The 24,745-nt window shown below is 42.9% G+C and carries 31 protein-coding genes and 1 riboswitch; of the genes, 25 read left to right on the forward strand and 6 right to left on the reverse strand.

All coding sequences use genetic code 11. From position 1 onward, the window contains the following. The first annotated feature begins 7 nt into the window (after window positions 1-7). A riboswitch (FMN riboswitch) is annotated at window positions 8-141 on the forward strand. Between the two features lie 163 nt (window positions 142-304). After that, complete coding sequence (locus tag J7E38_RS01585) at window positions 305-886, forward strand: ECF transporter S component (RefSeq protein WP_214707332.1); 582 nt, start codon at window positions 305-307, stop codon at window positions 884-886. Window positions 887-1,005: 119 nt separating this feature from the next. Here the strand turns inward: J7E38_RS01585 and J7E38_RS01590 are convergent, their stop codons facing one another. Continuing rightward, complete coding sequence (locus J7E38_RS01590; protein WP_023627496.1) at window positions 1,006-1,254, reverse strand: ferredoxin; 249 nt, start codon at window positions 1,252-1,254, stop codon at window positions 1,006-1,008. A 295-nt stretch (window positions 1,255-1,549) separates the two neighbouring features. On the opposite strand from J7E38_RS01590, the gene J7E38_RS01595 reads away from it, so the two are divergent. From J7E38_RS01595 to J7E38_RS01615, 5 genes are all read left to right on the forward strand, one after another. After that, a complete protein-coding gene (locus J7E38_RS01595; RefSeq protein ID WP_214707330.1) occupies window positions 1,550-2,653 on the forward strand; it encodes a YpbB family protein in 1,104 nt (367 codons plus the stop codon). Beyond that, window positions 2,644-4,146, forward strand: coding sequence for a RecQ family ATP-dependent DNA helicase (locus J7E38_RS01600; protein WP_214707328.1), 1,503 nt, complete (start codon window positions 2,644-2,646; stop codon window positions 4,144-4,146). Before J7E38_RS01595 ends, J7E38_RS01600 begins: the two co-directional genes overlap by 10 nt. Next, on the forward strand, window positions 4,143-4,745 hold the full coding sequence (locus J7E38_RS01605) for a CPBP family intramembrane glutamic endopeptidase (RefSeq protein ID WP_214707326.1): 603 nt from the start codon (window positions 4,143-4,145) through the stop codon (window positions 4,743-4,745). The genes J7E38_RS01600 and J7E38_RS01605 overlap by 4 nt, the downstream gene beginning before the upstream one ends. Next, the gene (locus J7E38_RS01610) at window positions 4,738-5,475 is read left to right on the forward strand and encodes a LysM peptidoglycan-binding domain-containing protein (protein WP_214707324.1); all 738 of its coding nucleotides are present in this window, start codon (window positions 4,738-4,740) and stop codon (window positions 5,473-5,475) included. Before J7E38_RS01605 ends, J7E38_RS01610 begins: the two co-directional genes overlap by 8 nt. Before the next feature lie 129 nt (window positions 5,476-5,604). After that, window positions 5,605-6,063, forward strand: a complete 459-nt coding sequence (locus J7E38_RS01615; protein WP_214707322.1) for a YpbF family protein — start codon at window positions 5,605-5,607, stop codon at window positions 6,061-6,063. Between the two features lie 31 nt (window positions 6,064-6,094). Here the strand turns inward: J7E38_RS01615 and J7E38_RS01620 are convergent, their stop codons facing one another. The 3 genes from J7E38_RS01620 to J7E38_RS01630 are packed head-to-tail and all read right to left on the reverse strand — an operon-like array spanning window position 6,095 to window position 7,178. Next, complete coding sequence (locus J7E38_RS01620) at window positions 6,095-6,664, reverse strand: manganese catalase family protein (protein WP_214707320.1); 570 nt, start codon at window positions 6,662-6,664, stop codon at window positions 6,095-6,097. Window positions 6,665-6,690: 26 nt separating this feature from the next. Beyond that, window positions 6,691-6,951: a spore coat protein CotJB gene (locus J7E38_RS01625; protein WP_214707318.1), complete on the reverse strand. Its 261-nt coding sequence runs from the start codon at window positions 6,949-6,951 to the stop codon at window positions 6,691-6,693. Then, window positions 6,948-7,178: a spore coat associated protein CotJA gene (locus J7E38_RS01630; protein WP_214707316.1), complete on the reverse strand. Its 231-nt coding sequence runs from the start codon at window positions 7,176-7,178 to the stop codon at window positions 6,948-6,950. The genes J7E38_RS01625 and J7E38_RS01630 overlap by 4 nt, the downstream gene beginning before the upstream one ends. Window positions 7,179-7,322: 144 nt before the next feature. Here J7E38_RS01630 and J7E38_RS01635 point away from each other — a divergent pair, with 144 nt between their 5' ends. The 7 genes from J7E38_RS01635 to J7E38_RS01665 all read left to right on the forward strand — a co-directional run bounded on the left by J7E38_RS01635 (window position 7,323) and on the right by J7E38_RS01665 (window position 13,434). Next, complete coding sequence (locus J7E38_RS01635; RefSeq protein ID WP_214707314.1) at window positions 7,323-7,955, forward strand: CBS domain-containing protein; 633 nt, start codon at window positions 7,323-7,325, stop codon at window positions 7,953-7,955. 59 nt (window positions 7,956-8,014) lie between these two features. Continuing rightward, window positions 8,015-8,407, forward strand: coding sequence for a hypothetical protein (locus J7E38_RS01640; RefSeq protein ID WP_214707312.1), 393 nt, complete (start codon window positions 8,015-8,017; stop codon window positions 8,405-8,407). A gap of 18 nt (window positions 8,408-8,425) precedes the next feature. Continuing rightward, window positions 8,426-9,214: a metallophosphoesterase gene (locus J7E38_RS01645; protein ID WP_214707310.1), complete on the forward strand. Its 789-nt coding sequence runs from the start codon at window positions 8,426-8,428 to the stop codon at window positions 9,212-9,214. 64 nt (window positions 9,215-9,278) lie between these two features. Further along, on the forward strand, window positions 9,279-10,190 hold the full coding sequence (locus J7E38_RS01650) for a MerR family transcriptional regulator (RefSeq protein ID WP_215038071.1): 912 nt from the start codon (window positions 9,279-9,281) through the stop codon (window positions 10,188-10,190). Window positions 10,191-10,256: 66 nt separating this feature from the next. Next, the gene (locus J7E38_RS01655; RefSeq protein WP_214707306.1) at window positions 10,257-10,835 is read left to right on the forward strand and encodes a genetic competence negative regulator; all 579 of its coding nucleotides are present in this window, start codon (window positions 10,257-10,259) and stop codon (window positions 10,833-10,835) included. A gap of 232 nt (window positions 10,836-11,067) precedes the next feature. Next, entirely contained in the window at window positions 11,068-12,345 is a 1,278-nt protein-coding gene (locus J7E38_RS01660; protein ID WP_214707382.1) for a Glu/Leu/Phe/Val family dehydrogenase, read from the forward strand. A gap of 117 nt (window positions 12,346-12,462) precedes the next feature. Then, window positions 12,463-13,434 carry a YpdA family putative bacillithiol disulfide reductase gene (locus J7E38_RS01665; protein ID WP_214707304.1) on the forward strand — a complete coding sequence of 324 codons (972 nt, stop codon included), beginning with the start codon at window positions 12,463-12,465 and terminating at the stop codon, window positions 13,432-13,434. Window positions 13,435-13,733: 299 nt separating this feature from the next. Here J7E38_RS01665 and J7E38_RS01670 read toward each other — a convergent pair whose 3' ends face one another. Then, on the reverse strand, window positions 13,734-14,705 hold the full coding sequence (locus J7E38_RS01670) for an asparaginase (RefSeq protein ID WP_483297153.1): 972 nt from the start codon (window positions 14,703-14,705) through the stop codon (window positions 13,734-13,736). Window positions 14,706-14,808: 103 nt separating this feature from the next. On the opposite strand from J7E38_RS01670, the gene prsW reads away from it, so the two are divergent. From prsW to fni, 9 genes are all read left to right on the forward strand, one after another. Continuing rightward, a complete protein-coding gene (prsW, locus tag J7E38_RS01675) occupies window positions 14,809-15,480 on the forward strand; it encodes a glutamic-type intramembrane protease PrsW (RefSeq protein ID WP_214707300.1) in 672 nt (223 codons plus the stop codon). A gap of 116 nt (window positions 15,481-15,596) precedes the next feature. Next, on the forward strand, window positions 15,597-16,382 hold the full coding sequence (gene sleB, locus J7E38_RS01680; protein WP_214707298.1) for a spore cortex-lytic enzyme: 786 nt from the start codon (window positions 15,597-15,599) through the stop codon (window positions 16,380-16,382). Window positions 16,383-16,394: 12 nt separating this feature from the next. Further along, the gene (gene ypeB, locus J7E38_RS01685) at window positions 16,395-17,744 is read left to right on the forward strand and encodes a germination protein YpeB (protein ID WP_214707296.1); all 1,350 of its coding nucleotides are present in this window, start codon (window positions 16,395-16,397) and stop codon (window positions 17,742-17,744) included. 148 nt (window positions 17,745-17,892) lie between these two features. Further along, entirely contained in the window at window positions 17,893-18,552 is a 660-nt protein-coding gene (locus J7E38_RS01690) for a flagellar brake protein (protein ID WP_214707294.1), read from the forward strand. Window positions 18,553-18,618: 66 nt separating this feature from the next. Continuing rightward, window positions 18,619-18,801, forward strand: coding sequence for a YpfB family protein (locus J7E38_RS01695; protein ID WP_214707292.1), 183 nt, complete (start codon window positions 18,619-18,621; stop codon window positions 18,799-18,801). Between the two features lie 153 nt (window positions 18,802-18,954). After that, window positions 18,955-19,629 carry a (d)CMP kinase gene (gene cmk, locus J7E38_RS01700; RefSeq protein ID WP_214707290.1) on the forward strand — a complete coding sequence of 225 codons (675 nt, stop codon included), beginning with the start codon at window positions 18,955-18,957 and terminating at the stop codon, window positions 19,627-19,629. 2 nt (window positions 19,630-19,631) lie between these two features. Continuing rightward, the gene (locus J7E38_RS01705; RefSeq protein WP_214707288.1) at window positions 19,632-20,213 is read left to right on the forward strand and encodes a lysophospholipid acyltransferase family protein; all 582 of its coding nucleotides are present in this window, start codon (window positions 19,632-19,634) and stop codon (window positions 20,211-20,213) included. A gap of 155 nt (window positions 20,214-20,368) precedes the next feature. After that, a complete protein-coding gene (gene rpsA, locus J7E38_RS01710; protein ID WP_214707286.1) occupies window positions 20,369-21,508 on the forward strand; it encodes a 30S ribosomal protein S1 in 1,140 nt (379 codons plus the stop codon). A gap of 11 nt (window positions 21,509-21,519) precedes the next feature. Beyond that, complete coding sequence (gene fni, locus J7E38_RS01715; protein WP_214707283.1) at window positions 21,520-22,578, forward strand: type 2 isopentenyl-diphosphate Delta-isomerase; 1,059 nt, start codon at window positions 21,520-21,522, stop codon at window positions 22,576-22,578. A gap of 79 nt (window positions 22,579-22,657) precedes the next feature. Here the strand turns inward: fni and J7E38_RS01720 are convergent, their stop codons facing one another. After that, window positions 22,658-22,801: a YpzI family protein gene (locus J7E38_RS01720; protein WP_144476742.1), complete on the reverse strand. Its 144-nt coding sequence runs from the start codon at window positions 22,799-22,801 to the stop codon at window positions 22,658-22,660. Between the two features lie 212 nt (window positions 22,802-23,013). Between J7E38_RS01720 and J7E38_RS01725 the strand changes: the two genes are divergently transcribed. The 3 genes from J7E38_RS01725 to J7E38_RS01735 are packed head-to-tail and all read left to right on the forward strand — an operon-like array spanning window position 23,014 to window position 24,697. Then, window positions 23,014-23,625, forward strand: coding sequence for a YphA family membrane protein (locus J7E38_RS01725; RefSeq protein ID WP_214707281.1), 612 nt, complete (start codon window positions 23,014-23,016; stop codon window positions 23,623-23,625). Continuing rightward, window positions 23,622-24,515, forward strand: coding sequence for a YIEGIA family protein (locus J7E38_RS01730; RefSeq protein WP_214707279.1), 894 nt, complete (start codon window positions 23,622-23,624; stop codon window positions 24,513-24,515). The genes J7E38_RS01725 and J7E38_RS01730 overlap by 4 nt, the downstream gene beginning before the upstream one ends. Further along, entirely contained in the window at window positions 24,512-24,697 is a 186-nt protein-coding gene (locus J7E38_RS01735; RefSeq protein WP_144476751.1) for a capping complex subunit for YIEGIA, read from the forward strand. The genes J7E38_RS01730 and J7E38_RS01735 overlap by 4 nt, the downstream gene beginning before the upstream one ends. Window positions 24,698-24,745 lie beyond the last annotated feature (48 nt).

Below are 24,745 nucleotides of genomic sequence, written 5' to 3' on the forward strand. Positions count from 1 at the left end.
AAATATGGTCTATCTTCGGGGCAGGGTGAAATTCCCGATCGGCGGTAATGAGTGATTTTTTCTCTAAGCCCGCGAGCCTTTTAGGCAGGATTTGGTGCGATTCCAAAGCCGACAGTATAGTCTGGATGGGAGAAGATGGAGGTTCTGCAGACGTTCAAAAAATGCAGGTTTGAACGTTTATTAAGCATGCCTTAGTCAATTCTCCCTCAAGCATAAAACTTGGGGGATTTTATTTGTCTATGGGTATGTGAATGCTGAATCTTTCTTCTTTATGTGAGATGGATCTCTATAAGGAGAGAGGAAAATGAAAAAATTTAGTGTAAAAGCAATGGTTTCAATTGGAATGTTGAGCAGTATATCTTATGTCTTGATGCTGCTGAATTTTCCGCTGCCGCCGTTTCCAAAATTCTTGATGGTCGATTTCAGCGATATTCCTGCATTGATTGCTGCTTTGATCTTCGGTCCGGCAGCTGGTATTTTAGTAGAACTTATAAAGAATATCCTTGATTATTTCATGACAGGCAGTGAAACTGGAGTGCCAGTTGGCCATGCCGCCAACTTCGCAGCAGGAGTTTTATTCATTCTGCCAACTTACTATCTATATCAGCGGGTAAAAACTAAAAAAGGAATGACGTTTGCCTTAGTGGCAGGGACAGTCAGCATGGCCATTCTGATGAGTGTCCTTAATTACTATGTATTCCTGCCTGCCTACACATTGTTCCTGAATATGCCGGCAATGTCTGGTCCAGAAACAAAACAGTTTATTGTAGCAGGTATCCTGCCTTTCAACTTCGTAAAAGGCTTGATGATGTCTATCGTATTCATGCTGATGTTCACGAGAATGAAAACATGGATTGAAAGACAGCAAAACTATAAGAGTGCTTGATATATTTTTGATGATATAAAGCAACGGCCTGCACCGTTGCTTTTTGGTTTTTAAAGTGTTTAATTTTCTCAGTCAAAATAAAAAATTCCCGCTTATTAAGCGGGAATTTATGTATGATCTTATTCGAACTTCGTTGCATCTCCGTTGAATGGCTCATCAGCAACTTTGATTGAGTCGGTTGGGCAGCCTTCGAATGCATCCATCATGTCGTCGATTAATACATCAGGAATCTCAACAATACCTTCATTTTCATCAAGTGTTACGAAAGCGATGCCTTCATCATCGTAATCATAAATATCTGGAGCAGCTGCACCGCAAGCTCCGCATGCAATACAAGTTTCTTTGTCAACGATCGTGTACTTAGCCATGATATAATTCCTCCCAAGTGTTTAACAATAATATGCTGTTTTCACCAATATCAGTGAAAACGTATTCCTCATATCTATTGTAAAACTGTATCGCCAACATTTCAATAAAAAAAGTATTGAGAATGCTTATCAGATAAGGCGTGGAATGGATTTTGCGCTGAAAATAAAACATTCTGCTGGACATTTTCATGTTAAAATAAAGCTATAATATTTTTCTGCTATAGCAGGATAGGGATTTTTTCCCTACGCTATGTTTATTTTTACCCAAAAATAGGCAGGCAAATGGGATAGAAAAATGTTTTTAGCCATCATTGGCATTAATTTCAAGGGTGATAGTATGGGGATAACCTATTTGGAGTCTGTTGTTTTGTCGATATTGAAAACAATCAATGGTGAGAGAACCATTTATTCGCTGTTTCACCTTTTACAGGGCAAACGCTCATCACAGACCATCCAGGATGCTCATCTTTATAAAATCACTCCGTATTTCTCTACATATCCATCAGTTAGCCGGGATGGACTGGAAAAAATGGTCGGAAGGCTGAAGCGCAGAGGCCTGGTAGAAGAGATGGCAGAAACGAAAGTCAAATTAACATCCAGAGGGGAAGAGGAGCTTGAACAGCATTTATCTCAATGTCCGCTTCCTGAATTTTTAAATGGCTGGAAATACCATCAGGTAACCGAGCCTTTCTGGGAAAGATTGACGCTGCTCATCCAGGTGAGTTCGAACCTAATCAATCAAGAACGGTCCTATATCCCCGTCCGGAATAAGCCGGAAACGCTTAGCTGGGTAAAGCGATATATCAAACAGCAAAATGAAGATCGCTATATACTGGCTGAAAGGCTGTATGAAGAACTTACTTCCGCACTGGAGAATGAGGGGACCAAACCTGAATTAGTCGTTTTAAGGTTGACCGGCTTCAAGAAAATCGGTTTGACCATCATGCAGGCATCTGAACGGACTGGCATGGAACCGGCTCATTATCATTATGAGTTCCTGAATTGTTTGCATGCCATGTTCGACAGGCTTCTCGAAAGCCCATCTGTATATCCGCTGCTGAGCGGATTGTTGAACAAGGCAGAACGCGAGGTGCCATTGACGCTTTCAACTGACAAAACGTATAAATTGCTGCAAAAGGGCTATAGCCTTGATGAAATTGCCGTTGTCAGGAATCTTAAACAAAGCACGATTGAAGATCATATTGTAGAGATTGTGCTTACAATAAAGGAATTTGATATAGAACGCTATGTTCCAGCTGGAAAACTGGAAAGAATTTTGCTGGCTGCACAGCAGAATTCCGCAAAAAAATTGAAACAAATCAAAGAACGCGTGGCTGATGCCTCTTATTTTGAAATCAGGCTTGTTCTCGCTAAATATGGTGATGCCGAATGGAACTGAAACACTATCTGGCTAAATATTTTCATTTCGCTGATTTCCGCCCGGGACAGCGTGAAACAATTGAATCTGTTATGGGAAAAAAACATACAATTTCAATGCTGCCGACAGGTACAGGAAAATCACTATGCTACCAATTGCCGGGTTACCTGCTGGAAGGGCCTGTTTTGGTTGTTTCACCACTACTTTCGCTGATGCAGGACCAGGTTGAGCAAATGATGGCCATGGGTGAAAAAAGAGTGATTGCCATGAATTCGTTCCTGTCACCCCGGCAAAAGGCCCAGGCACTTGAACAACTTGAAAAATTCAAGTACATCTTCATATCTCCTGAAATGCTGGGGATTGATTCGGTATTGGAGCGCCTGATGAAGCTGTCTGTGTCCATTTTCGTTGTGGATGAGGCCCACTGTATATCGCAGTGGGGGTATGATTTCCGGCCTGATTATCTCAAGCTTGGAGAATATCGCAAGAAGCTGGGACAACCGTTGACACTTGCATTAACAGCCACTGCCACAAAGGAAGTTCGCAGAGATATCGCTGAAAAGCTCTGTCTTCAGAAATGGAATGAGGTAGTCTATTCAGTGGACCGTCCATCGATTTCGCTCACTCTGGACCATGTATCGTCATTCCAGGAAAAGCTGGAGAGGACAACTGAGCTGGTGAAATTTTTAAAAGGACCCGGGATCATCTATTTTTCAAGCAAAAAAGTGGCTGAGCAAACAGCCGCACATTTGAGGGAGAAGGGCAGCAAAAATGTCATGGCCTATCATGGAGGGCTTGATTCAGAAAGCCGAGTCCTGATCCAGCAGCAGTTCATCAATGGCCAGCTTGATGTCGTCTGTGCCACCAGCGCTTTTGGCATGGGCATCAATAAAGACAATGTACGGTATGTCATCCATTTTCACATGCCAATGCAAATTGAATCGTACCTTCAGGAAATCGGCAGAGCTGCAAGAGATGGCTTGGATTCAATCGCCATTTTGCTCTATTCTCCAGGTGATGAGCAGCTGGCGTACCAGCTTGCCGAAGCCGAGCTGCCAGATCAGTACCAGGTGGAGCGATTGTTCGGCTTTCTAGTCGAACATCAAATACCTTACCATGGTTTGTCTCAGCGGGCAGAAGAGCTATCAATGTTGTGCGGATTCACAGAGATACAATGGAGGATTGTCGAAGAGTACCTGGTCAATCTTGAGAATGTAAATTATAAGGCCGATTTGGAAAATATGATGCAATTAATTGAAAACCGTTTACTCGTGAAAAAGCAGAAGATCAGGAGTATGCTTGAATGGATTCAGACAAAGGAATGCAAAAGGGCATTTATCCTGGAAACATTCAATGAAGAACTGGCAGAAAAGCCCGAGAATTGCTGCAGCACCTGTGGTATAAATATGGAGCTTTATAAAGAAACCAAATCATCCATTGAACATGAGGAAACTGTGATGGATTGGAAGCGTGATTTGGCTTTAATTTTATTGATAAGTGAGCGGATAGAATGAAAGATCGGTATAAGGAAACTGTGGCGGGTCTTACTGAAAAGGAACTACTTTTCCATCTTGCAGCTACGCAAATTTTACTATTAACGATTTCGTCCATTTTGGGTATGATATTGTTTGATAGTATAAAAGAATTCACGGAATTATTCATTTGGGACGATTGGAATATATTGACGTACGGTTTAGGGGCCGGCGCGGCAGTCGTGGCGCTGGACCTCGTCCTTATGAAATATCTGCCGAAATCGTATTATGACGATGGAGGGCTGAACGAAAGAATATTCAGGAATAAAAGCGTGTTCCAGATCATGCTGATCGCAGCGTTGGTTGCTGCCAGTGAGGAGATCCTCTTTCGGGGAGTCATTCAGACAAATACAGGTCTGATTATTTCGAGCATTATTTTTGCAGTCGTGCACTACCGTTATTTGTTCAATTGGTTTTTGTTTACTAATATTTTCTTATTGAGTTTCTTGATTGGCTATATTTATATGGTCACGAACAACCTGGCAGTGACCATCGTCATGCATTTTGTTATTGATTTCATCTTAGGTTTGATCATAAAATTCAGGACTTATGCAGCAAATGGGGGTACAGAAAGTGAATAGGGAAAAACCGATCAGGGACCAGGCGGAGCGGCTGAGAAAAAGGGTAGAACGCAAGTCTGAGAGTAAAGTTGAGAAAAAGGATGCACTGCCACCCAGAAGTGAGATCCATAGACAAAAACAGAAGAAAACAAAAGTGAAAGTTAAATACCCGGTGATCAGGCTGATGGCGTTGTTTTTCATCTTGCTGCCCATTTCTTTTTTCAGCATCCTTTCCTATCTGGATGGTAAAGAGGGGCCATTGAATAAAACGCTTGAGCGGGCCGGAGTGGAAATGATCAATGTAGAGAGTAAAGAAGATGGGAAAGACACGAATCAGGAAGAAGAAGAAGAGGCCGCACCCGTGTTCGAAGAAGTTTCTGAATCTACAGATGAAATCGAGGCAGTCGCTGCTGCACCTTCACCTGCAACTTCCAATAAAGGCGACAAGGACTCAACGGATGCGACCAGCGCGGATGGAGAGAAGGAAACTGTGGTGGGTCAATCGACAGACGCTCCCGAACAAAAGGATGAACAGGCAGCCCCTGCGTCTTCATCCAGCTCTGATCAAGGAGAGGCAGCAAGCGGGGAAACGATCCTCTATCATACAGTAAAACCGAGTGAAACTTTATTCAGAGTGGCGATGACCTATTATAAGTCACAGGATGGGATCCCAATCATCCAGAAAGCGAACAATCTGAAGGGAAATGAAATCGAGGCAGGACAAGTTCTTAAAATACCGATTAAAAATTAGCCGGAGTGAAAACTTCTGGCTTTTTTTATTTTCCAGCTAGAAGGAATCAAGAGGCTGATGATTTTTTTGGCTGAACAACATATCTTTATGGACAAGTTCATAAAAATGTTAATAAGGGGAGGGCTTGCCATGGAACAGGAAATCATGAATCTGAATGACCGTACGGATCCTGCGACTAAAAGGATGCTGCAAAATGTAATAGACCGGAAGAAAAAGTTCGAACGATATAAATCAAGACATCTTTTATCCGTATGGGCAACGATAGGATTGATCTCAATTTATTTCTACTATCTTTATATAACGGTGATGAAGCCATATTCTTATTCATTCGCCGAGATTTTTTCTGTTTATGTACAGAATTCTGCAAATCTATATTTCCTCATTCTGACGGTAGGAACGTATGGACTGATGGTCTTGTTGAAGGAGAAGCGTGAAAAAGCCGAGAAAGAATACCAGGCTTTGCGATGTGAAATCGTTGATCGCAGCAAGGATTTATGGAAGAAAGAGGAGGAATGGAAGAACAGGCATATTGTATTCGAAATAATGAAAAAGAAATTTGATATCAATCTTTACCATGAAAATAAATAAGAAGCATCCAGTTCGGATGCTTCAGTCCTGTTTAGAAAACTCTCTTTTTGCCCTGGTCCTCTTTGATGATTTCCACTGCCTCCCGGAAACGCTGGGAATGGATGATTTCACGTTCCCGAAGGTACCGCAAACCATCATTTAGGTCAGGGTCATCGCTCAGATTGATAATCCACTGATAAGTGGCTCTAGCTTTTTCTTCAGCGGCAATATCTTCATATAAATCGGCAATTGGATCGCCCTTTGCCTGGATATAGGATGCTGTCCAAGGCACTCCTGCAGCATTATGGTAGAAAAGAGCACTATCATGATTTGCATAGTGGGCATCAAGTCCTGCCTGTTTCATCTGCTCAGGGGTAGCGTCTTTGGTCAATTTGTAAATCATTGTCGCAATCATTTCCAAATGGGCGAATTCTTCTGTACCTATATCAGTCAATAATCCTATTACCTTATCAGGAATGGTATAACGCTGATTTAAGTATCTGAGTGCCGCAGCCAATTCACCGTCAGCTCCGCCATATTGCTCAACCAGAAATTTTGCGAGCATGGGGTTACAGGTGCTTACTTTTACAGGATACTGCAATTTTTTTTCATAAAGCCACATTTTCCTTACCCCCTCCTAAGTTGAGTTTAAATTTGCCAGGGCCACGGACCGTCTGACCAGTTCCATGGATAACCAGAATAACTGTTGCCATATTGCTGGAGAGGTCCATACATGCTTTCAACGACCTTTTTCAATCTGCGCCTTTCTTTAGCGAACTGGTTGAACTGGTTGATGGCTTCATAATCCTCAGGATGGGTATCAAGATACAGGGTAAGTTCAACGAGAACAAAATCTACCGCCTGAAGTTCTTCCATGGCCGCATAAAATTCCTTCGGCAATTGTTTCATGAGTGGTCCTCCTCCCTTGGAGCTTCATATGGTGAATACCAGGGATCATAGAAAACCTTCCACAGTGTTCCTGTCCTCAATGCTTGCATTGGAGTGAATTGTTCAAGATTGGGCGGCTGAAAGCCCAGGAATAGATTCGGTGGTGTGGAATACGTTTTCGCCTTGATAGGCGGACAAGGATCGAAGGGACTGGCGTACGGGTACCAAACTCTTCTGAATGATGACAAGCTAAGCCCTCCTCTATATAAACTTCATTTCATTTTATGAGCAAAATTTCATTTCATGTTAAATTTATCTCTTATAGAAGGGATTTTTATAGATATGCAGAAATATATAAGGTATGGCAGTACTTTAAATTTGAGGTGAATGGAATGTTTGTTAAAAGTATTATGATACCAAAGTACAAATGTATTACTGCGCAATTGGGTGATACACTGGAAGATGTGCTTGAAAAGCTCGATGGGAATGAAATTGATGGTGTTCCGGTTCTGGATGGTGACAAATATGCTGGTGTCGTCACAAGATATGGCATTTACCAGGAATACTTCAAGACAGGTGGAGAGAGGGACGAATTCCTTCAAAAGAAGGTGGCCGGGGATATACTTTGCCTTCAGGATCAAATCCTCCATGGCATCGAGATCTTTGAAAGCACACTCGTCAAATTGAAGGATATCCCGCTTCTGGCAGTTGTCGATGAAAATGAGAAATTCCAGGGAGCTGTAACTCGCTCTGATGCTCTGGACCAATTCCAGAGTGCATTCGGAGTACATAGGGAGGGTGTCAGGATTGCATTCACATCTGTTGAAACAGAGGGAAGAATCGCTAGACTGGCTGATATTGCCCACCAGTTCCATGAACATATCATTTCATTGGTCACTTTCGATGAGACAGACAAGCTTGTCCGTCGGATCGTCATGAAAATCGAAAAGAAAGACAATATTGACAAGTTTATCAAAAAGCTGGAGGATTCCGGATTCCGGATTCTCGACATCCACGAAGTTTGATTTTCCATACGGAAATAAAGACAAGGGCCTTTCATACATTGAGTATGGGAGGTTTTTGTATGCATTGGAAAGTGTTCAGGCTGGTAATCGGACTGCTTTCTGGTTACCTTGTGATCAATTGGATGACAACTGTCATTCCTCTCCACTCTGAAGAATTTGTGAGTGAGTCCATTTTAAATCCTTTCGGGTTCCTTGCTGGCTCGATGATGCTGGCAATCGGCATGTTTTCAATGGGCGGCTTGATCGGGGACGGCATTTTAGCAGTCAAGAATATCGTAAAGGGAGATGAAGGCTCGGTTGCGGATATCACCCTGGCAATTATCTGTTTCGGCTGCTTTTTTATGCTGTTTCCACTGGGGTGGTGGCAGACAGCTATTTTTTTCGTTTTCTGTTTGCTTTATGGTATGATGTCATTTAGCTCAACTGAGAACAAAGAAAACGGCCAGACTTAGTATTTGCAGGAGGAAGAGATGGAGATCATTTATATTCTACTGGGAATGCTGCTTTTTGGCAGCTTCCTTCTACTATATATGTATAAGCAGGCATTTGAGGACAGAGTTTTAAAGCAGGAAATCAGGCTGAAGAATTTTCCGGCAAGCTTTGGTACTGTAAGAATCTTTTTTATTTCGGATATCCATAAGCGGATTATTTCAGATTCAATCATTAATGAAGTAAAAGGAAAGCCAGACCTCGTCATCATCGGGGGTGACCTTGCGGAAAAAGGTGTTCCGCTGGAAAGGGTTTCTGTAAATCTCGAGAAACTGAAAACGGTAGGTCCCGTATTTTTTGTCTGGGGAAACAATGATTACGAATTCAATTCCCATGAACTGGACTCTCTTTTATATCATTCCGGCGTAAAGGTCCTGGACAATACTGCGGTTAAATTCGAATCTGCTGCTGGTGATGTCCTGTATCTTTTAGGCATAGATGATTTCGGTCTTGGCAAAAGCAGGCTGGATCTGGCTGTGCGTGATGCTGAAGACGAAGGATTTCGCATTCTTGTAAGCCATAATCCCGCGATCGCCAACAGCCTAAATCCAGATGACGAGATCAGCCTTGTATTGAGCGGCCATACACATGGAGGGCAAATAAGGATTTTTGGATTTGGCCCTTATGAGCTAGGCGGCATAAAAAAGAAAAATGGCGTTACCGTACTTACCAGCAATGGGTATGGCACGACAGGAGTTCCATTCAGGCTCGGAGCAAAAGCTGAAACCCATCTGATAACATTGGCACCAGACCCTAATCCGGCAGATTGAAGTTTCACAGCGAAATATGGACCCTGATATAATCGGTAGGACAGGTATATACGGAGGTTATATGATGGGGAACAGCACAGGAAAATACAATATTAAAGCAGCAGCCACTATGCTTGGAATCCAGCCGGGGACATTAAGGGCCTGGGAGAGAAGATACCAGATGATTGCTCCTGCCAGAAATGAATCCGGCCATCGCTTGTATACGGAAGAACACTTAAAGACTCTACGATGGCTGATTTCCAAAGTTAATCAAGGGTTCACGATCAGCCAGGCTGTTTCCCTGCTTGAGAACACTTCGCCATTAATAGAGTCTGCAGAACCGCAGAAAAGGGACAAGCTGGATGAAATCCGGGACCAGATATTAACCGCACTTATAGAGTTCAATAGTTCAAAAGCCCATGAATTGATTAACCAGGCCTTCAGTATTTTTACGATTGATAAAACGGTCATTGATTTATTAGGACCAATTTTGATTAAAGTAGGCGATTTATGGGAAGAGGGGAGTATAACGACTGCACATGAGCATTTTGCTTCTTCGTTTCTTCGTTCAAGGATTGAAGGATTATCTAGTTCATTTCCGCATAGTTCGTTTCTTCCCAAGGCAATTGCTGTATGCGGACCAGGGGAGAGACATGAACTGGGTTTGCTGATCTATACAATGTACCTCAGGAGAAAGGGGTTCGAGGTTATCTTCCTTGGCACAAGTGTTGCCGAAAATGATCTTGAAACAGTGCTGGATAAGGTGAAACCCAGGTTCTTATTCTTATCCTGCACACTGGAGGAAAACAGGAAAGCAACCCTGGAACTTGCCGGGATCATAAAAAAGAATTATCCTGACCTTCACATCGGTCTCGGTGGCATAGCAATTGATTCTATGCCTAAAGAGCTGCGGAAAGAACATCAGGAATGCATTGTAGGGATCGCAAGGGCGGAGTGGGAGAAATGGTTGAAAAAGCGCATCGATTCATTGAAATAACTCACCAACCTGCATTATTTTCATAAACTAAAATAAGAGCTTTGTCGATGGCAGGGGGCATGATTTATGCGCTTGGAACGATTAACCACCAATAAAATAAAGATATTCCTTACGATAGATGACTTATCCGACCGAGGGTTGACCAAAGAGGATATTTGGAAGGATTCTTTGAAATGGCACCAGCTTTTTCACGATATGCTCGAGGAGGCCAGCGAGGAATTCGATTTGGACATCATCGGATCAGTTGCAGTGGAAATTTTCTCATTGCATGCACAAGGAATGGTCATGATTATCACGATGATTGAACAGGATGAAGACGAAGAACAGTTTGAAGATGGGATCATTGAAATGCAGGTAACGGTCGATGGAAGCGAAGAGATTCTGTTTCAATTCGAGAACATCGAGGACGTTATCCAGCTGGCCAAGAGATTGATGCAGGCTGGAATTACCGGAGGCAGCCTGTACTATATGAATGATCAGTACTATCTGCTTATGAATGGAATCTTGCCTGAAGATGCAGAGAAGACGGTATCTTTATTGGCTGAGTATGGAGTTCCATCCATTTTGAGCATCCACAGACTGCTCGAATATGGGAAGGAAATTATGGAGGAACGTGCAGTCGAAACTCTAGTCCATTATTTTTAATAATGATGGAAAGAGCTTCGGCTTTTTTCTTGCCTTCGCCGTTATGGAATGTCTTATAATTCAGTCAATTCTGTTGGGGTCAATCGTGATAAGGGCTTGAATGGTAGCGTTTTCATTTAATGGTCAAAAAATGCTGAAAACGGATTTTTTCTTCTTGCATAAAATAACCAAAGGTGTATACTAATCCATGAAAGCAGACAACATCCGCAAAAGTGATTTAGGAGGTTTATCAATGGTAGCCGCAAACGGTAATGAAAATCCAAATAAAGAAGACAAACATGACGTCTTACGATCTACACAAACTGTTATTCACAAGGCTTTGGAAAAACTCGGATACCCTGATGAGGTTTATGAGCTTTTAAAGGAGCCGCTCAGGATGATGACAGTGAAAATCCCTGTCAGAATGGATGACGGATCTGTTAAAGTCTTTACTGGCTACCGGGCGCAGCACAATGATGCAGTGGGTCCAACAAAGGGAGGAATACGTTTCCATCCAAACGTAACGGAGAAAGAAGTCAAAGCCTTATCAATCTGGATGAGTTTGAAATGCGGCATCGTCGATCTGCCTTATGGCGGAGGTAAAGGCGGGATCGTTTGTGATCCTCGCGACATGTCATTCAGGGAACTGGAAAGATTGAGCCGGGGTTATGTTCGAGCAATCAGCCAGATCGTAGGACCAACTAAGGATATCCCCGCGCCTGATGTTTTCACGAACTCTCAGATTATGGCTTGGATGATGGATGAATACAGCCGTATAGATGAATTTAACTCTCCAGGATTCATTACAGGCAAGCCGCTGGTACTCGGTGGATCACATGGTCGTGAATCGGCAACTGCAAAAGGGGTCACGATTTGTATCCGTGAAGCTGCAAAGAAAAGAGACATCGAACTGGAAGGTGCAAGAGTAGTCGTACAGGGATTTGGTAATGCCGGAAGCTACTTAGCCAAATTCATGCATGATGCCGGTGCAAAAATCATTGGCATTTCAGACGCTTATGGCGCACTCCATGATCCGGATGGACTGGATATCGATTACTTGCTTGACCGTCGCGACAGCTTCGGAACAGTAACCAAATTATTCAATAATACCATTACAAATAAAGAATTGTTGGAACTTGATTGTGATATTCTCGTTCCAGCTGCGATAGAAAACCAAATTACAGAAGAAAACGCCCATAATATCAGGGCAAGCATCGTCGTTGAGGCTGCTAACGGACCGACAACATTGGAAGCAACCCAGATCCTTACAGAGCGCGGCATCCTGCTTGTACCCGATGTTCTTGCATCTGCTGGCGGGGTAACTGTGTCTTACTTTGAGTGGGTACAGAACAACCAGGGATATTACTGGACAGAAGATGAAGTCGAAGAGAAGCTCGAAAAGGTTATGGTGAAATCCTTTGACAGCATCTATGAGACGGCCCAAACACGCAGAGTAGACATGCGCCTGGCTGCTTACATGGTCGGAGTCAGAAAGATGGCAGAAGCAAGCAGATTCAGGGGCTGGATCTAATATAATTGAAAGAAAGGGTTCTTCATTGAATCTGAAGATAAAATCTCCTATCATTTAATGATGGGAGATTTTTATTTTCCGATTGATCAGTTAGAGTGATAAGGAGTGTTTCCATATATGAATAACGAAGATGTCATCATAATTGGCGGAGGCCCGTGCGGACTTGCTGCAGCCATTGCCCTGAAGAAAAAGGGAATGAATCCGCTCATCATCGAAAAGGGAAATATCGTGAACGCAATTTATAATTATCCTACTCATCAAACATTCTTCAGCAGCAGTGAAAAGCTGGCAATTGGAGATGTGCCGTTCATTACCGAGAACCTGAAACCGAAACGGAACCAGGCGCTGGTATATTACCGTGAAGTGGTCAAGCGCGAAAAGCTCAGAATCCATAAATACGAAAAGGTGACGGAAGTTGTAAAACAAAGCGATTCCCTTTTTAATGTGACAACAAATAAACAGCAATACACCGCGGAAAATATCGTCATCGCGACTGGGTATTATGACCACCCAAATCTCATGGGAATACCTGGCGAAGAGCTGTCCAAGGTTTCCCATTATTTCAAAGAAGCACATCCTTTCTTTGATATGGATGTCGCCGTTATTGGAGGCAAAAATTCGAGTGTGGATGCGGCCATCGAGCTGGAGAAGGCCGGAGCGCGAGTGACCGTCCTTTACAGGGGAGCAGAATATTCCCCGAGCATCAAACCGTGGGTCCTGCCGGAATTTGAAGCGCTTGTAAGAGCAGGCTCAGTCGAAATGGTGTTTAACGCAGAAGTTAAAAAAATCACTGACAGTACAGTGGTTTATGAACATGAGGGAAAAACGGTGAATTTAAAGAATGATCATGTTTTTGCGATGACTGGATACCGGCCTGATCATGTTTTCCTTAAGAAAATGGGAGTGGGAATCGATACTGAAACAGGTCGGCCGCACTTTGACCCAGAAACGATGGAAACAAATGTACCAGGTATATTTATTGCCGGCGTGATAGCGGCCGGGAACAATGCAAATGAAATTTTCATCGAAAATGGGCGATTCCACGGCGGTCAGATTGCAGAAGCGATATCGAGTAAGAGAAATATTTGACTTCCAGTCGGGAGAATGGACTCCTCTTGATAATAAAGCGGAAAGACAGAAAGAAAGCGGTGCCTGCTTGCATGCAAGGCACCGCTTTTTCATATATTTATGTTGCTGTTGAAGGCTGTTTTCGTAAAGAATATTGTTAAAATCTTAAAGCCGATTTTAACGTGCTATAAAGCCATTTTGCTGTTCGTTTTTAAGTGTGCAAGCTCTTTTCTCATAATAGATTTAATTTTATGATGAAAACTAGGCCATTCAACCCCATTTAGTAGTCAATAGCAACTAAGTTTAAGAAAAGAGCCTTGTTAAAACATGAACATCTCAGCAATTTCATCCATTCTGTCTGTTTTGGCAAGGGCGACGAGCAGTTTGATCCGCGCTTTCTGTCCGTTAAGGCCATTGGAGAAAATGACACCCATTTCTTTCAGGTGTTTTCCTCCGCCTTTATAGCCATATACATCCTGGACGATCCCGGCAAAGCTTCTGGATACAATCACGACCGGGATATTGTTCTCGATGAAATTCTTCACACCATCAAGTGCTGCCGGTGGAAGATTTCCTTGTCCAAGTGCTTCGATAACGACACCATCCACTTCCAGATTGAGAATGGCATTCAATAGAGAGGAATCCATCCCAGCATGCGCCTTGATCAGGAACACATTCTTGCTGATGTCCTGCACAGGATAATTTTCATGCTTCGTAGGAGTATGATGGAAAAGGACCCCTCTCTTGGTCACAATGCCAAGCGGTCCATATTGCGGACTTTGAAAAGTTGAGATATTGCTTGTATGCGTTTTGGTAACGTTGACTGCCGTGTGGATTTCATCATTAAGAACTACAAGGACACCTTGTCCGATTGCCTCCGGGCTCGAAGCGACCCTGATTGATGATATCAGGTTATAAAGACCATCCGAACCTATTTCATTGCTGGAACGCATCGCGCCGGTTACAACAATCGGGAAGCCTGCCTGGCAAGTCAGATCCAAAAAATATGCTGTTTCTTCGAGTGTATCTGTGCCGTGGGTAATCACCGCTCCGTCGATATTGCCTTTTCTGGCATATTCCTCAAGGATGAATTTTAACCTCATCATCTCTTTTGGTGTAATATGCGGTGAGGGCAAATTAAAGGGTTCTTCGATGATAAGATTAGCAATACTTGACAGGAGTTCAGTGCCTTGTGTCAAAGGATTATTTATGCCAGGATTTACTGCGCCGCTTGTATCCTCGCTCATGGAAATGGTTCCGCCTGTGTGGATCAATAAAATATTTTTCTTCAAAACTATTACCTCCGAAAAGACCAATGAGAAAGAATAATAATCCATTTTCTTTCTTCTAATTACATGATACGATTAAAAAAACGAATTGAAAAGAGGACAGCATATGCTGGGAATAGTTACTGCCGGGGTAGCTCCGGGGCTGGCGCTGTTAAGCTATTTTTATTTGAAGGACCAATATGACTCAGAACCGCTGTCCCTGGTGTTAAAAATGTTTATATTTGGTGCATTGCTTGTGTTTCCCCTTATGTTCATCCAATATGTACTGGCTGCTGAAGGACTGTTCCAGGGGGACTTTTCCAAAGCGTTTGGTACAGTTGGCCTTTTAGAAGAATTTTTCAAGTGGTTTATCCTTTACTACACCATTTTTCAGCATATTTCATTTGATGAGCATTATGATGGAATCATTTACAGTGTATCTGTTTCGCTTGGATTCGCATCTGCGGAAAATATCTTTTACCTGCTTGCCAATGGCCTCCAGGATGCAATAGGGAGAGCGTTGCTGCCGGTTTCAAGCCATGCACTCTTTGGGGTCATCATGGGGTATTATATAGGGAAAGCCAAATTTGCCCCAGTCTCTCAAAAAAAATGGGTGCTGCTTTCATTATCAGTTCCAGTTCTGCTCCATGGGACCTATGATTTTATCCTGATGACCAGGGAAGACTGGATGGTACTGATGATCCCGTTCATGATTTTCCTCTGGTGGCTGGGCCTGAGAAAAGTGAAAAAGGCAAGAGTGTTAACGCTTCAGCACGTAGATAAACAATTTCCTATCTAAAAAACTCTTCATTTATAAAAAATGGAGGGTTTTTTTGTTTTGTGGAATAAAAGTCATCTCTTAACAAAAAATAGGAGTAATCTTTTAAGTTCACATCTTTGGAGGTTGGCAAATCAATGAAGAATTATCGGTCTATCTTGAAGGTGATGGCCGCGTTGGCTTTGATTTTGACTTTAGTGCCATTTAACGAGGTCGATCAACGAGCCGAAGCGTTTACGAGTCAGGTGCTGCAGCAGGGAGCAGTAGGAGAGGATGTAATCGAACTTCAGTCACGCCTTAAGCATATTGGCTTTTATAGTGGCAAAATCGACGGAGTTTTTGGTTGGGGTACCTATTGGGCTCTCAGGAATTTTCAATATGAGTTTGGCATGAAGGTCGACGGAATTGCCGGATGGCAGACCAAAATTAAGCTGGCAAATGCGACACCAAATGCCAAGATTGCCTGGGGAGGCGAAACAGCAGGCGGTGGAAAAGCTGCTGCCGGTGGTGGGGGTGGCCAAAATCAGGCCGCGCCTAAACCAGCCGCGACTAATACACCGAACGGGTTTTCACAGAATGATATTCAGCTTATGGCCAATGCAGTATATGGAGAATCAAGAGGTGAACCGTATACAGGGCAGGTTGCGGTTGCTGCAGTGATCTTGAACAGACTGGACAGCGCAACTTTTCCAAATACAGTTTCGGGGGTCATCTTTGAACCTCGGGCTTTTACTGCGGTAGCGGATGGCCAGATCTGGCTGACGCCAAATGAGACGGCGAAAAAGGCTGTCCTTGATGCAATTAATGGTTGGGATCCAACTGGAAATGCTTTGTACTATTTCAATCCCGATACCGCGACCAGTGCCTGGATTTGGGGACGGCCGCAAATCAAGAAGATTGGGAAACATATTTTTTGCAAATAGGGGTGAGTTGAAATGCTAAGAGGAATAGCCATTGCAGTCCTCGTCATTGGAATTGCCGGAACTGCGTTTTGGGGTTATCAGGAGCATAGGGAAAAAACAGCCGTACTGATTAATGCTGAGAATAATTACCAAAGAGCTTTTCATGATCTGACCTATCAAATGGACTTACTGAACGATAAAATTGGCACAACACTTGCGATGAATTCCAGAAGCTCCTTGTCACCTCAGTTAGCAGAAGTCTGGAAAATCACATCACAGGCTCATAGTGATGTCGGGCAGCTGCCGCTGACTCTTTTGCCTTTCAATAAAACAGAAGAGTTCCTTGCGAATATTGGGAACTTCAGCTATAAAGCGGCTGTTCGGGACCTTGATAAAGAGCCATTGAGCGAAAAAGAATATGAAACCCTGAAAACTCTTTACGAGCAATCAGGAGAAATTCAGCAGGATTTAAGAGAAGTTCAGCATATGGTTCTTGAGAATAATCTTCGCTGGATGGATGTAGAGCTTGCCCTTGCTACCGAAAAAGGACAATCAGATAATACGATTATCGATGGATTCAAGACAGTTGAAAGGACAGTGGAAAGTTATTCTGAAACAGATTTTGGGCCGGCAAAGATCAATCTTCAGAAAAAAGATGAAAACTTTAAGAAGCTGCCTGGTAAAAAAATCTCAAAGGATGAAGCGGTCCAGATCACTCGGAAATATGCACCTGTAGGAAAAGCTGGTGATGTAAAGGTCACCCAAAATGGAAAAGGTTCAGATTATGGTTTTTACAGCGTATCGATCCAGGATCCAAAAACAAAGCTTGAGGCAAATATGGATATCACCAAGAAAGGCGGATATCCAATCTGGTTTTTACTTAACCGTGATGTAAAGAACCAAAAACTGAGTCTCAATGATGCATCCAATAAGGCAATCGCCTTCTTGAAAGAGCGGAATTTTGAAAACCTCGACCTGTTCGAAAGTGCCCAATATGATAATATCGGTGTCTTCACCTTTGTCGGTGTACAGGATGATGTCAGAATCTATCCTGACGCAATAAATATGAAGGTGGCACTTGATAATGGTGATATCATCGGCTTCTCTGCAGAGGAATATTTAAAGTCCAATAAAGCCAGGGAAATTCCGCAACCAGGCATTACCAATGAAGAGGCGAAGAAGAAGGTCAATCCAAACCTGAAAGTAATGGATGAGAAAAAAGCCATCATCATGAACGATCTTAACGAAGAGGTTTTGTGCTACGAATTCACAGGAACCCTCGGAAATGATACATTCAGGATTTACATCAATGCAGAAGATGGTACCGAAGAAAAGGTAGAAAAACTTCATAATGCAGAACCGGTTTATGAAGACGTAGTATAGGGAAAGCCAGGTGCTTTCCTTTTTTGTTTTTTTGTAAAAATAATCCAATAAAGGACTATTGCACCAACTCAATGCAGCATGTCATAATAAAAATGATATATACATAATGAACAACAGCCTAGACAGAATGTGGGGAAGTGGATTAGCAATGATAAAAATCGGTGACAATATCATCCTTGAGCATAAGTATTCCGATAGCTTTGAACAATATAAGTGTAAACTGGTTGAACGAAAAGGAAATGACCTGTATATTGATTATCCTGTGAATATGAAAACAAATAGAACAGTTTTCCTGCTTGAAGGAACGCCATTGAAAGCGAATTTTGTTACTGAATCGGGTTCGAGCTACACCTTTCAAACAGAAGTAAAAGGAAGAATCAAGCTGAATATTCCTATGGTGATTCTCTCCTATCCTGGAAAGGACCATCTAATCAAGGTTCAGAGACGTCAATATGTACGGGTGGAAACTTCCGTTGATGTGGCTGTCCATTCTGACAAAGGGGAATTCGCTCCTTTTACAACCGTCACTGATGATATCAGTGCGGGAGGATCAGCGCTGCTGATCGATAAAAATAGCAGCTTGAAACAGGGTATGGAGATTGCATGCTGGTTTGTCCTGCCCATGCAAAATGGTGAATATGAATACCGGAAGTTCCGCGGAAAGATTGTAAGGATCATTGAGGGACAAGGCCATATGAACAAGGCTTCAGTCCAATTTTTTGAGACTTCAGGTACCGACAGGCAGGTTTTGCTAAGGTTCTGTTTCGAACGACAGCTTGAAATGAAGAAAAAAGGCCTGCCGGTTTAAAAAGGAATAAATGTTTCAGTTTGCTCCAATAATAGAATAAAAGTTTTGATACAGGAGCAAAGAAATATGAAAACATTTGAAAGAATCTTAATCAAAATCGCGATCATTCAATTTATCTTTCTCATCATTGCCCAGATATTTTTCCATAAACTCGACGCTTTTCCAGAACTGAAACAGATCACCCAATACGAGGGAGTTACAGACAATAATCATTCAGAAGTCCTGAATTCAATCACAAGCAAAGAATAAGCAGGTGGAAAGCCTGCTTATTTTTAATGGACAGAATCCTAGCGAAGTTCTTTAAAGTGACTTAAAAAAAGTCATGATGGACGAGGATGAAAAGATTTTTGTGTTAAAATATAAGAGTAGATAATTGAATAACAAGGAGTACCAGGAGGAAATATGAATAAACGAATTTCAATTGCCATTGATGGCCCTGCAGCAGCAGGTAAAAGCACGGTAGCAAAAATAGTAGCTGAAAAACTGACATATGTATATATCGATACAGGTGCAATGTACAGGGCGCTTACATACAAAGCTCTGCAAAAAGGGGCCAGGCTTGATCATGAAGCCCAGTTGATCGATATCTTAAATGATACATTGATTGAACTTCAGCCAGGAGAAATGGGCCAAAAAGTGTTGCTGGATGGAGTCGAGGTCACGAATGACATAAGAAGCTCAGAGGTCACCAACCGGGTGTCTTATGTAGCTGTCCACGAATTGGTCAGGAAGGAAATGGTCAAGCGCCAGCAGGAGTTTGCCAGAGATGGCGGAGTAGTGATGGACGGCAGGGATATCGGCACACATGTACTGCCAAATGCTGAAGTAAAGGTCTTTTTACTTGCGAGTGTAGAGGAAAGGGCACAGCGCCGACATGCCGAAAACATCCAGAAAGGTTTCCCATCAGATCTTGAAAAGCTAAAACAAGAAATAGCTGCTCGAGACAAAATTGATTCGGAACGGGAAGTGGCTCCTTTGAAAAAGGCAAACGATGCAGTCGAAATAGATACCACTTCGCTTACGATTGCTGATGTAGTCGAAAAAATAATGGGTTTGGCGCTTGAAAGGATCGGATGAAAGTGACGGTATATTCATTTGCAAGATCTTTAGTGAATGCTGTATTAAAACCAGTTTATCGAATTGAAATAATCGGCAGGGAAAATATACCTGCCGATGGCGGGGTACTATTATGTTCCAATCACATCAACAACCTTGACCCACCTGTTGTAGGCATCACCGCTCCACGCCCGGTCCACTTCATGGCAAAAGAGGAGCTATTTTCAGTTCCTGTACTTGGGAAAATTGTTCCGCACTTGAATGCTTTTCCGGTCAAGAGGGGCATGAGTGACAGGGAGGCGTTAAGAAAGGGTCTTGGAATTTTAAAGGATGGAAAGGTTTTAGGTTTGTTTCCAGAGGGAACAAGAAGCAAGACAGGTGAAATGGGCAAAGGTCTTGCAGGAGCAGGCTTCTTTGCTCTCCGATCCGATGCATGGGTTGTTCCGTGCGCGATCATCGGTCCATACAAAGCATTCAAGAAATTGAAGGTGGTATATGGAAAGCCAATTGATATGGAATCCATCAAAGAAAAAAAATTAAATGCTGAACAGACGACTGATTTGATTATGGGAGAAATCCAGAAACTGATCAACGAATACAAGTAAGGTTTCTTGCTTGACAAAAATGTCTGTTTGTAAGAAGTTATTAAGAAGAGATATTTTTAGAATTTTCACTTAGTAGCTAATTTAAGTTGTTTTTTAGTGGCGTTTTCGCCATAATGCATATATTTGCAGCAGTCATGGATTAAGGAGGAGTACATATGTCAGAAGATATGAATCAAGTAGAAGTAAAGAATTTTGAGGCTGGCGACCGTGTAAAGGGCCAGGTAACAAAAGTGGAAGAAAAGCAGGTATTGGTGGATATCGAAGGAAGCAAGCTTGATGGAATCATTCCGATCAGTGAGCTTTCAAGCCTTCATGTTGAAAAAGCTGAAGATGCGGTTTCAGTCGGTGATGAACTGGAACTGGAAGTACAAAAGGTTGAGGAAGAAGCTTTAATCCTTTCAAAAAGAAAGGTTGACGCCGAAAAAGCATGGGAAGAGCTTAACGGCAAGTTTGAAAGCGGAGAAGTTTTCGATGCTGAAGTCAAAGATGTCGTAAAAGGCGGATTGGTTGTAGACCTGGGTGTCCGCGGATTTGTACCGGCATCACTGGTTGAATCACATTTTGTCGAAGATTTCTCTGACTATAAAGGAAAAACTCTAAGCTTTAAAATCGTGGAGCTCGATAAAGAGAAAAACCGTCTGATCCTTTCCCATCGCGCTGTCGTTGAGGAAGAGCAAGGGAAGAAAAAGCAGGACCTGCTCGCTTCCATCCAATCAGGACAGGTTATCGAAGGTACAGTCCAAAGGATTACTGACTTCGGTGCGTTCGTTGATATTGGCGGAGTTGACGGCCTTGTCCATATTTCACAACTATCCCACGAGCATGTAGAGAAACCATCCGATGTTGTCCAGGAAGGGCAGCAGGTGCAGGTTAAAGTCTTGAGCGTGGACCGTGACAATGAGCGTATTTCCCTTTCAATAAAAGAAACACTGCCTGGGCCATGGGCTGATATCGATGAAAAAGCACCAAAGGGAAGCACACTGGAAGGTACGGTCAAGCGTTTGGTCTCTTATGGCGCATTTGTCGAGGTATTCCCTGGAGTAGAAGGCCTTGTTCATATTTCACAAATTTCGCACAAACACATTGGAACGCCGCATGAAGTTCTCCAGGAAGGGCAGACTGTAAAGGTAAAAGTCCTGGATGTCAACAAGGCAGACCAAAGATTATCACTTAGCATGAAGGAGTTCGAGGAGAGAGAAAGCAATGAAGCTTTTGACTACGAACTACCTGAAGAAACTAAAGGTTTCAGCCTTGGTGATATGATTGGAGACAAGCTAAAGAATCTTAAACAGTAATGGTGATCGATTTGTCAAGATCAAAAAGGAAATGGGACCATATACAATATGCCCTTGAAACGGGCCAGAAGCGGCTAACCGGTTTTGATGATATAAAGTTTGTAAACCAAAGCTTGCCTGGAACTGATCTTGATTCAGTAAAATTGCAGACTGAAATTGGCGAACTTTCTTTGAGTTCGCCAATTTTTATAAATGCAATGACAGGTGGAGGCGGGGAACGGACCCTTAGAATCAACCGTGAATTGGCTATCGCCGCAAGAGAGACAGGGTCAGCTATTGCTGTAGGGTCGCAAATGTCAGCCCTAAGGAATCCGGAAGAGCGAAGGACATATGAGATTGTCAGGGAAATGCATCCTGACGGCATCCTGCTTGCTAATATGGGCAGTGAAGCAACGGTCGATCAGGCCAGAGCCGCGGTCGAGATGATCAAGGCGGATGGTCTGCAAATACATTTAAATGTTGTGCAAGAATTGACGATGCCCGAGGGAGACAGAAACTTCAGCGGTGCATTAGAGAGGATTGCCGAAATTGAACAGAATATCGGCGTCCCTGTGATTGTCAAAGAGGTCGGGTTTGGCATAAGCGCAGAGACTGCAACCAAACTTTATGCTTATGGAATTCATTATATTGATGTTGGCGGTTTCGGCGGTACCAATTTTGCCGAAATCGAAAACAAGCGAAGGGACCGGTTACTCACGTTTTTTGAGGATTGGGGAATCCCGACTGCAGCATCCATCATTGAAGCGAAATCCGCTGTTCCTGACCTTTCCGTCATTGCTTCAGGAGGAATCCAGACAAGCCTTGATATCGTTAAAGGACTTGCCTCTGGTGCAGCCGCTGCTGCAATGGCAGGGTCCCTGCTGAAAATTTTGATGGAGAATGGAACAGAGGGATTGATCAAAGAAATTTCAATGATAAAAGGTGAGATAGCCTTCATCATGACAGCGCTTGGAGTACATACAATCGAGGAGCTTAAACAGGTCCCTATTGTCATCTCGGGAGAAACACATCACTGGCTTGATCAAAGGGGAATCGATACAAGAGCATATGCTCAAAAAAGAGCACTGTAATAAAGAAGGCCCTCTGCCGATTGGCAGAGGGCTTTTTTTGTTGCTTTGTTTCAAAAATTTGATATTTACTGCAAAAGCCCTAGCTATACTTTCCGTCATTCATAGATCGAGCTTCTTCAGGACTTTGCAATTTTGTCGCACCAGGATAGTGCAGCGCCTGGTCGCGGTCAGATTCTACTCGTCCGCTTTTTTTTAGTTTCTTTTCCTGTCTATCTCGGCCCATCTAAGCACCTCCTTCTAATGGAATCCTACAAACTGCAGCAGGGAGTGGCCAGTTTAAAGGGCTTTCTTCCATTTGATTTTATCGATTCTGCCCTTTTTGCCTACCGTATAAAAAATACTGCTTTTCTTAACATGGAACAGGCAAAAAATCTTATTCAAAAAAGATTAAACTACATAACAAATTACCATAATGGAAATGATAGGAGGGGTTGGATGGAAGGTCTCTACTTTTATTGGCTGGCCTGGATCGGCTGGGTTTGGGTTACATTCATTATGGATAAGAATCATCCTGACAGGCGGAAGTGGGCGGTTTGTCTGTTAGCTGTCATTATAGCTGCACCTTATAAAGTCGATTTCCTGATTTTTGAGTTCCACATGTCCGCTTTTCCAATCGCCATTTTCATTTTTATGGAAACAAGACGGAAGAAAACTGGTTCATTTCTGTACTTATTTATAACTTCCTTCATCATTATGCTTGCCTACACAAGTTTTCTGATGTTCGAATTATTTGACCCGGTCTGGGTATTGTTTGACCGGAAATTGATGCTAGGAGCGGCAGGTTTTTATTTAGCGATTTTGCTGCACAAAAGTAGACAGGATCGGATGCTTGCATTGGTGACAGGTTTTTTGCAGGGTGACATTTTATACTCCGCTGTTTTATGGCGATTTAATTTCCCCTATGAAGTCGCTTCGATGACTTTTATGGACATATTGTTCATTTCCAGTGGAATGCTGATCACCTGGTCTGCTGTCGAATCATTCATCTCGATCATGTCCAAAACGACATTAAATGAAGCAGAAGGGGAGGAACAGAAGACTTCATGAATGAATACACGATACCAATTGTATTTGGGATTGCTATTGGAACAATGTCGAGGCTCCTGATGCTCCGGACTGACTATCGCCAATACCCTACATATTTGCATGGGAAAATCATTCATATAGCTCTCGGTTTCATTGCGGCAGGACTTGGCACGGTTGCAGGGCCTGCGATCATGGAGGAGGAATTCACGGCGATCACCTTCTTGACCCTTGCGGCATCGCAATTCAGGGAAGTGAGGAATATGGAGAGAAACACGCTTACCGAACTTGACAGCTATGAACTTGTCTCGCGCGGGAAAACGTATATCGAGGGAATAGCGATAGCATTTGAAAGCCGTAATTATCTGGTGATTTTCACTTCTCTCGTCAGCACACTTGCCTATCTGATCTTTAATATTTGGGCAGGCCTCATTGCCGCGATTTTGGCAGTGCTGATTTCGAAGAAGTTAATGGCGGGTGGCAAACTGAAAGATATCGTCGAAATCGAATATGTTGAACCAAGGTTTGATGGAGCAGGATTGTATGTGGATAATATTTATATCATGAACATCGGTCTCCCGGAACGACAAAAAGAGGTGCTGAGATATGGGATGGGCTTTATTTTAAAACCCAAAAACATGAATGCGCGGTCTACAATCGCTAACCTGGGCCAGCGGCAGGCTGTACTTCATGATTTATCCACTGCACTCGGGGTGTATCGCGATTCTGGGACGCCTGCACTTGTACCACTGGCGAAGAGGGACCTCGATGATGGCAGGGTAGGGGTGTTCGTACTGCCGCAGGAACGGGATATCGAGCATGCTATAACAGTGATCGGAGATGTGCCGACATTGGAGAACGCAATCAGGATGCCTTCTGAGAAAAAGGACCGTGAAGGGAGTGGTTCTCAATGATGCTTGAAAAATTCGTCCTTGCTGCGATTACCACCAATCCTAAAAAGGCGCCTTCTGGTACCGCGGTATTCCATTGTGATTCAAAGGAAGAAATGGACCAGGTTGCTGCAAATCTGGAAGCAATCCTTGATGGGATTGCCCATTCTTTGACTGAGGATCTGTATATAATCGTGAAACATTGACAAGAAATGTTTTCATTGCCTGTTTACGGCATCTTTTGATAAACTGAT

Origin of the sequence: Bacillus sp. ISL-35 (assembly GCF_018613355.1) — a bacterium.
Classification (GTDB): domain Bacteria; phylum Bacillota; class Bacilli; order Bacillales; family Cytobacillaceae; genus Mesobacillus.

Bases quoted from the DNA above. Each gene is read 5' to 3' on its own strand.
- J7E38_RS01585 (WP_214707332.1), top strand. From the start codon at position 305: ATGAAAAAATTTAGTGTAAAAGCAATGGTTTCAATTGGAATGTTGAGC.
- J7E38_RS01590 (WP_023627496.1), bottom strand. From the start codon at position 1,254: ATGGCTAAGTACACGATCGTTGACAAAGAAACTTGTATTGCATGCGGA.
- J7E38_RS01595 (WP_214707330.1), top strand. From the start codon at position 1,550: ATGTTTTTAGCCATCATTGGCATTAATTTCAAGGGTGATAGTATGGGG.
- J7E38_RS01600 (WP_214707328.1), top strand. From the start codon at position 2,644: ATGGAACTGAAACACTATCTGGCTAAATATTTTCATTTCGCTGATTTC.
- J7E38_RS01605 (WP_214707326.1), top strand. From the start codon at position 4,143: ATGAAAGATCGGTATAAGGAAACTGTGGCGGGTCTTACTGAAAAGGAA.
- J7E38_RS01615 (WP_214707322.1), top strand. From the start codon at position 5,605: ATGGAACAGGAAATCATGAATCTGAATGACCGTACGGATCCTGCGACT.
- J7E38_RS01620 (WP_214707320.1), bottom strand. From the start codon at position 6,664: ATGTGGCTTTATGAAAAAAAATTGCAGTATCCTGTAAAAGTAAGCACC.
- J7E38_RS01625 (WP_214707318.1), bottom strand. From the start codon at position 6,951: ATGAAACAATTGCCGAAGGAATTTTATGCGGCCATGGAAGAACTTCAG.
- J7E38_RS01635 (WP_214707314.1), top strand. From the start codon at position 7,323: ATGTTTGTTAAAAGTATTATGATACCAAAGTACAAATGTATTACTGCG.
- J7E38_RS01640 (WP_214707312.1), top strand. From the start codon at position 8,015: ATGCATTGGAAAGTGTTCAGGCTGGTAATCGGACTGCTTTCTGGTTAC.
- J7E38_RS01645 (WP_214707310.1), top strand. From the start codon at position 8,426: ATGGAGATCATTTATATTCTACTGGGAATGCTGCTTTTTGGCAGCTTC.
- J7E38_RS01650 (WP_215038071.1), top strand. From the start codon at position 9,279: ATGGGGAACAGCACAGGAAAATACAATATTAAAGCAGCAGCCACTATG.
- J7E38_RS01655 (WP_214707306.1), top strand. From the start codon at position 10,257: ATGCGCTTGGAACGATTAACCACCAATAAAATAAAGATATTCCTTACG.
- J7E38_RS01660 (WP_214707382.1), top strand. From the start codon at position 11,068: ATGGTAGCCGCAAACGGTAATGAAAATCCAAATAAAGAAGACAAACAT.
- J7E38_RS01665 (WP_214707304.1), top strand. From the start codon at position 12,463: ATGAATAACGAAGATGTCATCATAATTGGCGGAGGCCCGTGCGGACTT.
- prsW (WP_214707300.1), top strand. From the start codon at position 14,809: ATGCTGGGAATAGTTACTGCCGGGGTAGCTCCGGGGCTGGCGCTGTTA.
- sleB (WP_214707298.1), top strand. From the start codon at position 15,597: ATGAAGAATTATCGGTCTATCTTGAAGGTGATGGCCGCGTTGGCTTTG.
- ypeB (WP_214707296.1), top strand. From the start codon at position 16,395: ATGCTAAGAGGAATAGCCATTGCAGTCCTCGTCATTGGAATTGCCGGA.
- J7E38_RS01690 (WP_214707294.1), top strand. From the start codon at position 17,893: ATGATAAAAATCGGTGACAATATCATCCTTGAGCATAAGTATTCCGAT.
- J7E38_RS01695 (WP_214707292.1), top strand. From the start codon at position 18,619: ATGAAAACATTTGAAAGAATCTTAATCAAAATCGCGATCATTCAATTT.
- cmk (WP_214707290.1), top strand. From the start codon at position 18,955: ATGAATAAACGAATTTCAATTGCCATTGATGGCCCTGCAGCAGCAGGT.
- rpsA (WP_214707286.1), top strand. From the start codon at position 20,369: ATGTCAGAAGATATGAATCAAGTAGAAGTAAAGAATTTTGAGGCTGGC.
- J7E38_RS01720 (WP_144476742.1), bottom strand. From the start codon at position 22,801: ATGGGCCGAGATAGACAGGAAAAGAAACTAAAAAAAAGCGGACGAGTA.
- J7E38_RS01725 (WP_214707281.1), top strand. From the start codon at position 23,014: ATGGAAGGTCTCTACTTTTATTGGCTGGCCTGGATCGGCTGGGTTTGG.
- J7E38_RS01730 (WP_214707279.1), top strand. From the start codon at position 23,622: ATGAATGAATACACGATACCAATTGTATTTGGGATTGCTATTGGAACA.
- J7E38_RS01735 (WP_144476751.1), top strand. From the start codon at position 24,512: ATGATGCTTGAAAAATTCGTCCTTGCTGCGATTACCACCAATCCTAAA.